This is a genomic window from Paractinoplanes tereljensis, assembly GCF_016862435.1.
In the GTDB taxonomy this organism is placed as follows: Bacteria; Actinomycetota; Actinomycetes; order Mycobacteriales; family Micromonosporaceae; genus Actinoplanes; species Actinoplanes tereljensis.
The window spans coordinates 167,774-182,090 of the sequence record NZ_BOMY01000012.1; the positions used below are offsets into that span (position 1 = coordinate 167,774).

Annotated in this window: 9 protein-coding genes; 2 read left to right on the forward strand and 7 right to left on the reverse strand. The window is 71.5% G+C overall.

Translation table 11 applies throughout. The features are described from left to right. Nucleotide 1: 1 nt before the first annotated feature. From Ate02nite_RS09130 to Ate02nite_RS09145, 4 genes are all read right to left on the reverse strand, one after another. Nucleotides 2–1,087: an S-(hydroxymethyl)mycothiol dehydrogenase gene (locus Ate02nite_RS09130; protein WP_203802130.1), complete on the reverse strand. Its 1,086-nt coding sequence runs from the start codon at nucleotides 1,085–1,087 to the stop codon at nucleotides 2–4. Between the two features lie 12 nt (nucleotides 1,088–1,099). After that, a complete protein-coding gene (locus Ate02nite_RS09135) occupies nucleotides 1,100–1,570 on the reverse strand; it encodes a MarR family winged helix-turn-helix transcriptional regulator (RefSeq protein ID WP_203802136.1) in 471 nt (156 codons plus the stop codon). A 163-nt stretch (nucleotides 1,571–1,733) separates the two neighbouring features. After that, nucleotides 1,734–2,123, reverse strand: a complete 390-nt coding sequence (locus Ate02nite_RS09140) for a cupin domain-containing protein (protein ID WP_203802139.1) — start codon at nucleotides 2,121–2,123, stop codon at nucleotides 1,734–1,736. 18 nt (nucleotides 2,124–2,141) lie between these two features. Continuing rightward, entirely contained in the window at nucleotides 2,142–3,848 is a 1,707-nt protein-coding gene (locus tag Ate02nite_RS09145) for an EAL domain-containing protein (protein WP_203802142.1), read from the reverse strand. A 373-nt stretch (nucleotides 3,849–4,221) separates the two neighbouring features. Here Ate02nite_RS09145 and Ate02nite_RS09150 point away from each other — a divergent pair, with 373 nt between their 5' ends. After that, a complete protein-coding gene (locus Ate02nite_RS09150) occupies nucleotides 4,222–5,832 on the forward strand; it encodes a restriction endonuclease (RefSeq protein ID WP_203802149.1) in 1,611 nt (536 codons plus the stop codon). A gap of 17 nt (nucleotides 5,833–5,849) precedes the next feature. Here Ate02nite_RS09150 and Ate02nite_RS09155 read toward each other — a convergent pair whose 3' ends face one another. Further along, nucleotides 5,850–10,940 carry an arginase family protein gene (locus tag Ate02nite_RS09155; protein WP_203802150.1) on the reverse strand — a complete coding sequence of 1,697 codons (5,091 nt, stop codon included), beginning with the start codon at nucleotides 10,938–10,940 and terminating at the stop codon, nucleotides 5,850–5,852. Nucleotides 10,941–11,031: 91 nt separating this feature from the next. Here Ate02nite_RS09155 and Ate02nite_RS09160 point away from each other — a divergent pair, with 91 nt between their 5' ends. Next, complete coding sequence (locus tag Ate02nite_RS09160; protein ID WP_203802151.1) at nucleotides 11,032–12,843, forward strand: hypothetical protein; 1,812 nt, start codon at nucleotides 11,032–11,034, stop codon at nucleotides 12,841–12,843. Between the two features lie 8 nt (nucleotides 12,844–12,851). Here the strand turns inward: Ate02nite_RS09160 and Ate02nite_RS49705 are convergent, their stop codons facing one another. Continuing rightward, nucleotides 12,852–13,109, reverse strand: coding sequence for a helix-turn-helix transcriptional regulator (locus Ate02nite_RS49705; RefSeq protein ID WP_203802153.1), 258 nt, complete (start codon nucleotides 13,107–13,109; stop codon nucleotides 12,852–12,854). Nucleotides 13,110–13,185: 76 nt separating this feature from the next. Further along, nucleotides 13,186–14,317 (reverse strand): SDR family NAD(P)-dependent oxidoreductase (locus tag Ate02nite_RS09170; protein WP_239147251.1); only part of this gene is annotated, 1,132 nt, incomplete at its 5' end.

Genomic DNA, 14,317 nt, shown 5'->3' on the forward strand with positions numbered 1-14,317 from the left:
GCTAGAAGATCACCACAGACCGGAGCACGCCGCCGGTGTGCATCTTGCCGAAGGCTTCCTCGACCTGGTCCAGCGCGATCTCCTCGGAGACGAAGGCGTCCAGGTCGAGGCGGCCCTGCTGGTAGAGCGCGGTCAGCATCGGGAAGTCCCGGGTCGGCAGGCAGTCGCCGTACCAACTGGACTTGAGCGCGCCGCCCCGGCCGAACACGTCGAGCAGCGGCAGCTCGATGGTCATCTCCGGGGTGGGCACCCCGACCAGCACCACCGTGCCGGCCAGGTCGCGGGCGTAGAACGCCTGCTTGTAGGTCTCCGGGCGGCCGACCGCCTCGATCACCACGTCGGCGCCGTTGCCGCCGGTGAGGTCCTGGACGGCCTTCACCACGTCGATCCCGCGGGCATTGACCGTGTGCGTGGCCCCGAAGCCGCGCGCCCATTCCAGCTTCTGGTCATCGGTGTCGATCGCGATGATCGTCGTCGCCCCGGCCAGCGCGGCCCCGGCGACCGCGCCGTCACCCACCCCACCGCAGCCGATCACCGCGACCGAGTCACCCCGGGTCACCCCGCCGGTGTTGATCGCCGCGCCGATCCCGGCCATCACGCCACAGCCGAGCAGCCCGACCGCGGCGGCGCGGGCGGACGGGTCGACCTTCGTGCACTGACCGGCCGCGACCAGCGTCTTCTCCACGAACGCGCCGATGCCCAGGGCCGGCGACAGCTCGGTGCCGTCCTCCAGGGTCATCTTCTGGGTCGCGTTGTGGGTGGCGAAGCAGTACCACGGCTTGCCGCGCAGGCAGGCCCGGCAGTTGCCGCAGACCGCCCGCCAGTTGAGCACCACGAAATCGCCGGGCGCCACGTCGGTGACCCCCGCGCCGACCGACTCGACCACGCCCGCGGCCTCGTGGCCGAGCAGGAACGGGAAGTCGTCGTTGATGCCGCCCTCGCGATAGTGCAGGTCGGTGTGGCACACCCCGCACGCCTGCACCTTCACGACGGCCTCGCCGGGCCCCGGATCGGGCACCACGATCGTCGTGACCTCGACCGGCGCACCCTTGCCTCGGGCGATGACGCCCCGCACTAGCTGACTCATCTGCCCACCTTATTAGTCCGGGGGCCGCACCTCGACCGGAGTCTGCAGGAGCGCGTCGGCCAGCTTGGTCATCTGCCGGACCTGGGCCGGGGTCAGCCGGTCGAAGACCAACTGCTGGACGGCCTCGGCGTGGCCGGGCGCGGACTCGACGATCTTGACCATGCCGGCGTCGGTGAGCACCGCGATCTGCACCCGGCCGTCCTCGGGGTCACGTTCGCGGCGCACCCACCCCTGGGCCTCGAGCCGGGCCACCACGTGCGAGAGGCGGGACAGCGAGGACGAGACGAGCTTGGCCAGCTTGCTCATCGACAGCCGGCGGTCGGGCCGCTCGGAGAGGGCGGAGAGCACGATATAACCCATGTGGGTCAACCCGGCGTCACGCTGTAATTGAGTCTCGAGCGCGGCCGGAATCTTGACGAGCACCTCGACGCAGCGGCGCCAGGCCTGCTGTTGCTCGTCCGTAAGCCATCTGGGCTCGTCCATGGTGGAAGATTATCGGGCGCGGCCAGAAGTATCTCATTGGGGCAACGGGACGGCGACCAAACGGGCACGTCGATCGATGTGATCGTGCGCCGCGAGTAGTGTCCGCCCCGGCGCGGCGCCGGGACCGGCTGGCTGGGGGGCCTCGGCCGGTCCCGGCGGCGTGTCAACTCGTGGGGGGCTCGTCCTTGCCGGCCTCCTCGAGGCGGTCGGCCTCCTCCTTCGTCTTGTGCACCGCGCCGTCGGCGTGCTCCGGCGGGCCGTAAACGGTGTAAAGAACCAGCGGGTTGGGCCCGGTGTTGACGAAGTTGTGCTTGCGGCCGGCGGGCACCACGACCAGGTCACCCTGGGCGACCTTGCGCTCCTGGCCGGAGACGATGGCCTGGCCGACCCCGCTGACGAAGGTGAGGATCTGGTCCACCTCGTGGACCTCCTCGCCGATCTCGCCGTTCGGCGGGATGGTCATGACGACGAGCTGGGTGTGCTTACCGGTCCACAGGACCCGGCGGAAGTCGGGACTCTGCTCCGCGACGGTGGCGATCGTGAAGTGTTCCATGTCCGACGGGTACCCAGGTCAGGAGCTCGGCAATCGTCCCGTCTGCAACGGGGAGGGCCGGCCGATCAGGTAGCCCTGGACGTAGTCGACGCCCAGCTCACGCAGCAGCCGCAGGGTCGGCTCGTCCTGCACGAACTCGGCCACGGTGTGGATCCCGTACGCCTGGCAGACCTGCACCAACGCCCGCACCAGGACCTGGTCCTGGGGGTTGTCGACCAGGTCGACCACGTACTCCCCGTCGATCTTGACCAGGTCGATCGGGAAGATCCGCAGGTAGCGGAACGACGCATAACCCGAGCCGAAGTCGTCGAGGGCGAGCTCGCAACCGAGGTCCCGGATCGCGTCGGCGAACCGGCGGGCCTCGCTGAGGTTGCCGATCAGCGCGGTCTCGGTGATCTCGAAGGTCAGCTGGCCGGGGTTGACCCGGTACTCCTGGATGAGGCGCACGACCTCCTCGGTGAGCCGCGGATCGCCCACCGACCGGCCGGACAGGTTGATCTGCAGGCAGGTCTCCGGCTGCTCGGCCGCCACCTGCATGGCCCGCTCGACCACCCACAGGTCGATGTCGTAGACCGCGTCGAGCCGCTCGGCGGTGTCCAGCACCTGGATCGGCGACTGCGGGCCGTCGGCCTCGTCGAGCACCCGCAGCAGCAGTTCGTGCCGGGTGACCCGGTTGGTCTGCAGTTCCAGGATCGGCTGGGCGTACAGGGTGAACCGGTCGGTGCCGAGCGCGTCGGCGACCCGGCTGCGGTAGGAACCCTGCCGGTCGCGCACCGGAACCGGATGCGCGACGAAGGTCAGCGGCCGGTCGAGGTCACGGGACTGCCGCCAGGCGTGCTCGGCGTCGATAAGCACCTCGTGGCTGCCGGCCTCGGCGTCCGGGGTGAACCGCACCAGGCCACCCCACGCCCGGGCCCGCAGCCAGGTGTCGGGCAGCACGAAGGTCTGCGAGCGCAACGCCTGGACCAGCAACTCCGCCTCCCGGCGGGCCATCGGCCAGGAGGTGCCGCCGAGCAGCAGACCGATCTCGTTCGGGCCGACCCGGCCGAGCAGGGCACCCTCCTGCACGACGCCCTCGAGCACCCGGGCGGCGCGGTGCAGCAGGTCGGCGTTGCGGTCGGGGCGTACCCCGTCGGGATCGTCGCCGTACTTCTCCGGCTGCACCCGGATGATCAGGATGGCGCCGCCACCCCGGCGCTGAGCCCGGTCGATCTCGTCGGCGAACCGGGCCCGGGTGAGCAGGCCGGTGGCCGGGTCGGGGTCGACCAGGGAGTGCTGCACGGTCTCGCCCCGGCGGGCCAGCCGGGCGATCTCGCGGCGGGCGCGCTCGCGCCCGGAGACGTCGGTGACCGTGCCGCGGATGCCGCGAACCGTGCCGTCCGGGCTCTTCACCGGTTCGAGCCGGCAGTCCACGTCGAACCAGCCGCCGTCCAGGCGCATCAGGCGCACGGTGGTCCGCACCGGGGTCCGGCTGGTCCACGTCTGGGTGATAGCGCCGAGCGCCTTGGCGTGGTCGTCGCGGTGCACGTAACGGGTAAGGACCTTGCGGCTCACCTCGTTCTGGGTGGGCGACTGGCCGAGCATGGCACGAAGCTGCGTCGACCAGACGATCTGGTCGCCGGTGGCGGTGTAGGAGAACCAGGCCGGACCGTGCGCGTCGTCGGCCGGGGTGCGCGGCTCGGGCAGAGCAGGGGACACCGTGCGGCGCTCTTCGGGCGCAGCCATCACCCACTCACCTCCCCCACCGTGCTTTCAACCCCCGACCTATTACCACCCGTCACGGCGCGGATATAACAGGTCTCGGCTGCGTCAATGTTTTGACGGGCCCGCCCCCGGACCCACGAAGTGCAGCTACTCGCCCGATCAGAGTAGGGAATCAACCGATCGGATGACCACTGCGCTGCGTAATTTCGTGGGCGGTTTAACGCCTGAATCATGACGGACAGTCACTGCCAGTGCCGACTGTGGAACCTTGCGCAACACCTACCCGCAGACCGTGCCAACCATGCACGGACAGCTTCACGACAGACGCTCCGCGTAACTAGATCACTAACCGGTGGATATGGTGGCGATTGGACTAGAAACGGAGCGAGGTCGCATGGGGATCATCCGGGACATGCAGCGGGCGCAAGCCACTCAGAACGCCGCCGAGCAGCGCGCCAACAATGCCGCCGCCCAGCAGCGCGAACTGATCAGGAGGAACGCCGACCTGGCGATTCACGCGGCCCAGGAGGCCGCGTCGGACGTGGAACGCCAGCGGGAACGCCAGCGCCTCTACGTCGAGGCGCGGACCGCCGACGCCGCCGCGGCCAACGCCGACGTGCGGGCCCGGATCAGCGACCTGGACACGCTGCTGCTCTCCACCCTGGACGTGGATGATCACATCGACCTCGACCAGTTCAAGAAACCCCTGACGGTCCCGCCGTTCGACCCCGGCCCGCTCGGCCGGCCGCTGCCCGAACCGGCCTGGCAGAGCTATGTGCCGCCGCAACCGCGCGGCGTCGGCAAGATCCTCGGCGGAGACCGCCTGCATCAGCAACAGACCGCGAACGCGCGAAACGCCTACGAACAGGCGCGGGCCAGGTGGGTGGCGGCCGAGGAGCGGCGCCAACGCCAGCTGACCCAGCGCAAGCAGGCGTACGAGGAAAGCCTGCACGCCCACGCCACCAAGTTGACCGCCTACAACGCCGAGGTCGATCGCTTCGCCGCCGCGGTGGCCGGCGCCGACCCGGCCTCGGTAGTCGAGTACTTCGCCATGGTGCTCGGCAACTCGGTCTACCCCGACGACTTCCCGCAGCACTTCCGCCTGGCCTACCTGCCGAAGCAGAAGCACCTGCTGATCGAGTACCACCTGCCGCCGATCGAGGTGATCCCGGTGGTCCGCGAATACCGGTTCGACCGGGTCCGCGACGACCTGGCCGCGGTCCCCCGGGACGAGGGCGAGATCCGCAACCGCTACGTCGACGTGATCGCCCGGGTGACCCTGCGCACCATCCACGAGATCATCGAGGCGGACCGCGGCGGCCTGGTCCGGCAGGTGTCGTTCAACGGCATCGTCGACACCATCGACCGGCGTACCGGCCGGTTCGTCCGTCCCTGCCTGGTCTCGGTGCAGGCCGACCGGGACACCTTCGCCGCGATCAAGCTGCGCCGGGTCGACCCGGTCGCCTGCCTCAAGCACCTGCAGGGCGCGCTCTCGACCACCCCCGACGAGCTGACCGCGGTCCCGCCGAAGATCGATTTCGAGGTGGATGCCGACCGGGACTACACCGAGGAGTTCAACGTCCTCGCCGAGATCGACGCCCGCCCCAACCTGGTCACCCTGACCGACGAACAGTGGGAACAGCAGATCGCCGACCTGTTCGGCGTGATGGGCCTGGCGATGGGCGACTCGTCCCGCACGGCCGTCGGGATTCGGTGGACGGCCACCGACCCACGCCCGATCTTCGGCGGCACGGTGGTCCTGCACGCCATCCGGGGTGGCGCGGCCGGCTCCGGCGCGGTGCACGCCCTGGCCGGCGCGGTCGCGGCCGCGGGCGCCTCGAAGGGCATCCTGGTCTCGCTGAACGGCATCGACCCGGAGGCGTACGACGCCCTGGCCGGCCGCCCGCTCGAGTTGATCGACGGCCCGGGCCTGGTCACCCTGCTGGCCAGCCATTGCCGCATCAAGGCCCGCATCGACCGGGCCACCACCGCCACGCCCCGGTGAGAGGCGCGGCGGCCAATCTACCGAGCACCGGCCAGCAGGGCGGGGATCAACTCGGCCAGGATCGCCCGGTCGCTCGCCCGGCCCGGTTCGTACTCGGTGATGCCCAGCCCGGCCAGCGGGAAGCGGTCGGTCAGCGCCCGCACCGCGGCCACCAACTCCGCCGGGGTGACGCCGTCCGGCTCGGGAGCGCCAACCGATGCGAAGACCTCAGGGTCGAGCACATCGAGGTCGATGTGGACGTAAACCGCGGTCGGCGCGCCGACCAGGTCGGCCAACTTCCACAAATCACCCACAATCGAAATCCCGCTGTCCGAAATGTATTCCTTCTCGGCCGGATCGAGGGCCCGCACCCCGGCCAGCACCACCTGCGACGGCCGCAGAACCCGGCGCGGCCGCAACTCGGCCGGCCCGTCCCCCAGCAGCGTGCGCAGCACCATGCCGTGGAAGGCCCCGGACGGCGACGACTCGGCCGTGTTCAGGTCGGCGTGCGCGTCGAACCACACCACCAGCAGGCCGTCACCATGCGCGGCCAGGGCCGCCTCGATCGGCGCGACCTCGACACCGCAGTCCCCGCCGACGGTGACCACCGGCGGGTCACCCATCGCCGACCGGATCGCGCCCAGGTTGCGGGCCAGCAACTCGATCGACGGCGGCTCGTCGGGAATCGGCACCCGCACCCGCTTGTCCCCCGGAACGAGGGCGGCGAGTTCGGCGGCGCCGGCCGCGAGCCGGCGCGCGGTGACCGATCCCGATCCCTGCCACTGACCGACCTCCAGCACCGTCCGGCGCGGCATCGGAGCGATCGCAAGCTCCTCGATGCGCTGCCAGACCGGGCGCATCGCGGCTTCCGGCGCGCGGGCGAAGATGCTGCCCCGGATGCGGACGAACACGCAGTTGCCCACCCGTTCCAAGACGGCCTGCCGGCGCATGTCGCTCTCCCACTGCTCCGGGCCGTGGTAGGTGTCCCCGTCGCACTCGATCGCCAGCCGCCGCCCGTCCGGGGCATTCAGGACGAAGTCGATCCGGTAGGCGCCGATCCGGAACTGCGGCACCGGCCGGAAGCCACGCGCGGTGAGCCGCTTGAACACGTCCCGCTCGAAATCACTCTCGCAGCTGGCCAGCTCCGCCGAGGTTTCAACATCAAAGACATTTGCCGCGTACGTCAGTAGCAGCCCCCGTGCGTCGTCGGCGAGCAGCGACGATGCCCGTACCGAGTGGAAGATCCAGAGCTGGTCGCGAGCCCGGGACGCGGCCACGTTGATCCGCCGGTGGTACTCACGCTTGGTGAACGCGGCCACCCGTGGGTCGTTGTCCGAGACCACCATGGACACCAGCACGACGTCCCGCTCGTCGCCCTGGAAGGTGTAGGCGTCGCCGACCCGCAACCGCCGAGCCTGGATCTCGTCCTCACCGATCTCGTCCCGCAGCAGATCCAGCAGGTAGACCGCCTGCCCGCTGGTGCTGAGCAGGGAGATCACCCCGAGCGTCTTCCCGGCGTAGGCCGGATCCCGCACGATCGCCGCCACCTGCGCGACAAGCGCCGTCGCCTCGGCCACGTTGACGTCGCCGAACCCGGACAGCGGCTGCCGCACCCCGTCGGCCAGGAACACCGTCCGGATCGGCGCGAGCGACGGCCGGTCCGCCCGCAACGGCATGATCTTGCCGTCGTAGTAGTGCCGCGACGAGAACTCGATGATCTGCGGCACGCAGCGGAAATGCTCGGTCAGCAGAATCCGCTCCGGCGACCGGCGCACCGCATGGTCGTACAGCGACGACTCCGGATCGAAGTGCTCGGCCGACGGCACGTCGCCCAGATGGCTGTGGATCAGCCCGGCCACCGACCCGACGAACCCCAGCTGCGGCCCGATCTGCTGATCGTCACCGACCACCACGGCCCGGTCGGCCAGCGACAACACCGGCAGCGAGAACAGGTCGGCCTGGGACGCCTCGTCCACGATCACCACGTCGAAGTGGGCACCCCCGGCGAACTGCTCGATCGCCCGGTCCACCGACATGACCCAGACCGGCACGGCCTCGACCGCCGACTCCATGTGCCGCTGCGCGTGCGCCTGCCACGCCGCCGCGGTGCGACCGGTCCCCTTGCCGATCTTGCGCAGCGCCGTCGTCCAGTCGGCCAGCGCCGCCTTGCGCCGATCGTCGAGACTCCGCGCGACCTCCAGCCACGCACTCGCGACGACCAGGTCGGCGGTGCGCCGGCGGATCTTCTCGCGGGCGTTCTCCACCCGCTTGGCCAGCACCGCCGGGTCGACGCTGCCGATCACGTCGTCGAACCAGGTCTGCGCCCGCCGCCACGCCCACGCGTCCAGGCAGGCCTGGCCGGAGACCGCCGGGACCCGCCCGGCGTCGATCGCGGCGGCCCACTCCGGCGCGTCCTCGGCAAGCTGATCCCGCAGCTCGGCGCAGCGTTCGGCGGCCGGGCGCAGGGCCGCCAGCCGGCGAACCTCGGCCAGGCGCTCATCCCAGCCGTACAGCGTCTCCCAGGCGTCGGCGAGGAGCGGCGACGGCGCAAGCCGGGCGGCGACCTCGGTGTCGGCCGCGACGAGCGCATCGAGATCGGCAATCGCCGGCGCCTCGTCGAGCAGGGCCTCGACCACGGCCAGGGCCGCCGGATCAAGATCAAGATCATGTTGCGGTACGAGGTGGGAAAGGCGCTCGGCGAGAACGGGCCAATGGCGTACATCCCAATCCAGAGACTGACCCGCGTCGGACAGCAACGTGCCCGCCCAGATCTCCGGATCGCCCGGCGGAGCTGGGATCGCGAGCCGGTCGATCCACTCCGCCCAGTGCCCGCCCAGTCGTCGCCGCGCCTGCTGACGACGAACCCAGGCGGCCACGACGTCGACGTCCTCGGCCGAGCGCAGCGGCTCACCGTCGACGCGGACCTCGTCGGCCAGTTTCCACAGGCCGGCCTGTAGCAGGCGGCTCAACTGACGGCCTGCCGCGAACCGCTGCCGGATCTCGCCCAGCTGCGCGAGCAGGCGTTTCGGCTCCTGCGCGTACGTCTCCGGCACCGCCACCCGATGACCCGCAAGGTCTCGGGTCAACGCGGCCAGCTCGCCCAGCAATGTCTCGGTCGCCGTTACATGGTCGGACCAGACCGCGCGCCAGTGCGGGTCGTTCAGCAGCCGGCCGAGGCGGTCCGTCCAGGCACCCTCACGTCGGCGCAGCCAGGTTAGAGCGTCACGCACGTCCGCTCGCACGGCGGCCAGGTCTTCCCGGCGTACCTCGTCAATCGCCAGACCCGCGGCAGCGAGCCCGGCCACCCGCCCGGCCAGCGCATCCCGCTCCTCGCGCCGCCTCCCGATCTCGGCGGCATCCGGCAGGTCGCTGGTCTCCGGCGAAGGCTGCAGAGCAGCCTGCCGGTCCTTCAAGGTAAGGCTCGCGGCCAGCTCCACCAGCGTGCCGAACTCCTCGCCGGTCAACGGCGGACCGCCCACCACCTGGTCCGGGATGCCGCCGTGGGCGGCCGCCCGCTCGCGCAGCCAGGCACCCACCTCGACCGGCGCCATCGGCACGCCGTCGATCGGGTAGGTGACCGCCTCGTTCTCGGCGATCGCCCGCAACCCGCCCAGGGCCGTCGCCAGCTCCCGCTCCGCCTCCTCCAGCAGGCCGGTCAGCCGTTCCACCCGGCGGGCCTCGGCCTCCTTGTCCAGGGTGGCGGCCCGGTCGGCCAGCTCCCGCGCCGCCAGCTGAAGTTGCACCAGTTGGTCGGTGGTGCGGCCGAGCACGGCCAGGCACAGCGCGCGGATGCCCTCCGGCAGGCCGTCCCGCAGGACCCGCAGCGGGTCCTCCTTCTGCGCCACCACCAGCACGCGCTTGCCGTTCGCCATCAGATGGCAGATCAGGTTGCGGATGGTGTGCGTCTTGCCGGTGCCCGGCGGACCCTGCACCGCGACGTTCCGGTGCTGGGCGAGGCGGCGGGCGATCGACTCCTGCGCCTCGTTCGTCGGAAGCGGCATGAGCAGGCGCTCACCCACCCGCCGCCATTCCTCCGGCCGGTCGTCCGGCATCCGCAGTTTCGACGGTTCGTGCGCCACGATCGCCGACAGCGCACCGATGCTTGTGGTGTCGCCGGTCAGCAGCCGGTCCCGCAGGTTTTCCAGGAACCCCCGCAGCAGCCGCTGCTTCGGCCGGGCAAAAAGGACGCCGACGTCGGCGATGTGCGGTTTCCCGCTCTCGACGCGACCGTCGGTGACGACCCGGTCGTAGCCGAGCCGGCCCATCGCCCGCTCGAACAGTTCGCGTCGCTCGAGGTCGTTCCAGAGGTCGACCTCGAGCGTGCCGGCCGGCCCGGCCAGCGCAAGCAGCTGCGCCAGGTAGCGCTCGTCGAGGCCGGTCAGCGCATCGGTCTGCAGCCGCGACGGCCCCGCCGGCGAGACCGTGACCAGGGAGGTGTCCGGTTCATACGCAATCAGCACCGGGGTAGCGATCAGCGGATAGCGAACCCGCTCGCCGTTGATCGTGGTGTCCAACAGGCCGTGACCCCAGACCAGCTCGGTGGTGGCCGCCGACATGTCGATCTGATGCATCAGCTCGAACAGCTGACGGTGCAGCACGCGGGTCTTCTCAGCCTCCCCGGTCGCATAAGCCCAGGGCCGCCAGACCCGATCTCGCCACACCGCAAACTCATCCGCACCCGACGCGTCTTCCCCGTCGACCGGCCCCGGCCCGGCCGCTCCTTCGGTTTGACCCGGTTCGGCCGCAGACCCGCCGCCTAATGCAACGCCGGGCGCGCTGCTCCGGCTCGGCACGGCGGGCATGCCGTCGGATCGGCTCGAACCGGCCGATGGGGCGCCGGCCTGGATCGGTTCGGCGATGGCCGTTACGTCGCCGCGCAGGCGACGGCGCAGGGTTGCGGGCACCGCGACCGGCGGCGGAAGTTCGGGGAGGCCGACGCGCAGCCAGGAGGTGCCGTCGGCGGCCGGGCCGACCTGGCAGGCCGGATGATCAGGCAGCGCGTCCAGCCGATGGGCGTCGTTGGGCACGGTGCGTGCGGGGCGCTCCATCTGGGCGCGGACAGCGAGCAGGTAATCGGCGACCGCGACAGCCCGATCCCGGATCGTCGTGGGCGACTCAAGCTCAGCCATCCTCCGAATTCTAGGCCGCGGTGTCGCGCCCGCACGCCGCCTGCGACCGGGCGCCGTCTGGCGGGTCGCGGGGCGCCCTTAACCTTGGGCTTTGACCGAGCGCGGACAGCGCAACGGCGCCCCACCCGCTAAGGTGGCGCCGCTGATCTTGATGCGAGAGCGGGACGACGTGACCGACAACCCACCCGGCACCCACGACAACGAGCAGCCCCCGGCTTCCGAGCCGCCCGCTGCCACGCCGTCCACGCCGCCTGGCCCCGGCCCGGCACCCACCCCGCCCGCGCCGCAGTCCGACCCGGCCGCTCCCGCGCCCGACCAGGCCGCCCCCGGTCCTGAGACCTCGTCCGGCCCGGCGACCTCCAGCCCTGCGGCGTCGAGCCCTGCGGCCTGGGACAACCCGCCTGTCTCCGGCCCCGCTGCCTCCGACAACCTGGCGGCCTCCAGCCCTGGGGCCTCGGACAACGCGGCCGCGTCGGGCGCCGCGCCGACACCCCCGGCGGCCGATCCGCTGGCGGCGCCGGCGTCCGGGGACCCGCTGGCACCCCCGGCTCCCGCTGACCCGTGGGGCAATGCGACCGGCTCCTGGAACCACCACCAGCCCAACCCTTGGGCCACGCCCCAGCCCGGCTCCGAGGCGCCCAACCCGTGGACCCCACCGCAGGCCGGTGGCGAGGCGCCCAACCCGTGGACCCCGCCCCAACCCGGCGGCGAGACGCCCAACCCCTGGGCCGGGCCGCAGACCGGCGGGGTGCCGGGCCAGGGCCCGGCCGGCGGCCCACCGTCCTATTCGGCGTACCCGGGCCAGCCGACCAACCAGCCGCCGCCGGCCAACGGCCTGCCGCCCGGCGCATACCCCTACGGCCCGCCGCCCGGATACGTTCCTCCGCCGGGATACGTTCCCCCGCCGGGATACGTTCCTCCGCCCGGATACGGGACGCCGCCCGGATACGGCGCCCCCACCGGCTACGGGCCGCCACCCGGATACGGCGCCCCGGCCGGCTACGGGCCGCCGCCCGGTTACGGCGCCCCTGGCTACGGCGTTCCGGGATACGGGCCGCCGCAAATGCCTGGGCAGCTTCCCGCCTCGTACTACGCCGGCCCCGAGGACCCGCTGGTCAGCAGCGATTTCGGCGGCTGGTGGGCGCGCAGTTTCCGGCTCGTCGGCGCGACCTGGCTGCCGATGACCCTGGTCCTGCTGGTCGCCGTGATCCCGCTGCTGATCGCGTCGGTCCTGATCGACCTGCGCTCCAACGACCTGACCGCGCAGTTCGAAGCGGGCGCCACCGACGGCAACTTCGACTGGAACGCGATCCTCAGCCCGTTCGCGGTGATCGCGCCGATTTTCCTGGTCGCCCTCCTGGTCGACCTGGTCGCCAGCCTGGCGGCGTTTCAGATGGTCGTTCAGAAGGCGACCGGCCAGCCGGTGTCGGTCGGTGCGGCGCTCACGGCGGCGTTGCGCCGTTTCCCGGCCATCTTCGGCTGGAGCATCCTGGTTGGTTTGATGGTCCTGGTCGGCCTCGTCTTCTGCATTCTGCCCGGCATCTACCTCATCATCGTGTTCACGATCCTGCCCGCGTTGGTGCTGCTGGAACGGGGCAACGCGATCGGCCGCTCCTTCTCCCTCTTCCACGCGGACTTCGGCGCGGCGCTGGGCCGGGTGCTGGTGATCGGCGGGATCGCCTTCGGCCTGAACTTCGTCAACTCACTCCTGACCGGCCCGATCCTGGCCGCCGGTGGCGGTTCGGACGGTGCCAGCCTCAGCACCGCCATCATCGCCGAAGTGATCTCCGCCGCCTTCACCGTCGCCGGCGGCGTCATCGGGACGCCCATGATCCTGACGGCTTACGCCGACATGCGCGCCCGCCACGAGCCCTTCTCCACCGCTTACCTGCTCCCGCACTGATCGCCGGGTCAGGCACCGGCTTTCAGATAATCGCCGCTCAGGTCGCGGACTTCCTCCTCGAAGGATTTGCCGCGACCTTTGCCGAAGATCCGGCGGCCGGCCAGCCACCGCTCGATGTCACCGAGCAGCCAGACCTTGCCCTGCGCGAGGGCAGCCACCGGTTTCGGGAAGTCTGCCTTTGCGGCCAGTTGATAGACCCGCTGCCGGCTGACGCCGAGCAGTTCCTTGACCTCATGAGCGCCCGCTAGGCGCATCGACTCGTCCATGCACACGACTATAGTCCCATGACAACGCTGCCAGGCCCCTCCGCACGTGCCAAATCCCCCGTAGGAGGTCCGCCGTTCAGGCCTCCTCCGGGTCGCGCCCCACCGCCGACCGACCACCGTCGACCGGAATGATCGCGCCACTGACGAAGGCCGCCCCCTCGGACAGCAGAAACGCCACCACATCAGCAACCTCGGCGGTCCGGCCCATCCGCCCGAGCGGCTGCAGCAGCCGGATCTCCCGCCCGAACCGCTCCCGCTCCTCGCCGGCCAGCCCGGCGAGATAACCCTCCGACCGTTCGGTGGCAACAGATCCAAGGGCAACGGCATTGACGCGTACGCCGAAAGCCCCGTAATCAACCGCAAGCGCCCGCGTCAAGCCTTCGACGGCGGCCTTGGCCGTCGCGTAGGCGAAGGCGCCCCGAACCGCCCGCTGAGCCTGATGCGAAGAAACGTTGACGACGGCCCCGCCCCCGCCCGCCGCCAGGAACTGCCGAATCGCCGCGGCACACCCCACCACGACCGGGTCCAGGTTGCCGCCGATCAGCCCGATCACCTTCCGGGCCGGCACCTCATGCAGCCAGGCGTCCCGAAAGACCGCCGCGTTGTTGACCCACCCACCGAGCGGCGCGACCCGCACCGCGGCCTCGACCGCTGCCGCCGCCACCGCCTCGTCCGAGGCGTCCCCGACAACCGAAAGCAGCCGCTCCCCACCCGGATGCGCACCGACCCAGTCGAGCGCGACCTCATCAAACTCGACGATCACCACCACATCGCCGTCCCCCACCAGCCGCTCAACGATCGCGCGCCCAACCCCGCGCCCACCACCCGTGACCACATGCGACCGCACCCACCGACTCCCGCCTCGCGACACACCCCTACCCTCCCACCGCCACGGCACGAGCGACCGATCAAAGCCGAACACCACGCCACGCCGGACCCCGCGTCGGCCCGCGCGGGGCCGCGCCGCGTCGGGCCCGGACCGCGCGAGGCTGGGCTGGGCCGCGCGAGGCCGGGCCGCATCGGGCCCGGACCGCGCCGCGTCGGGCCGCGCGAGGCCGGGCTGGGCCAGGCCGGGCTGGGCCAGGCCGGGCTGGGCCAGGCCGAACCGCGCCGCGTCGGGCCGGGCTGGGCCGGGCTGGGCCGGGCTGGGCCGGGCTGGGCCGGGCTGGGCCGGGCTGGGCCGGGCTGGGCCGGGCTGGGCCGGGCTG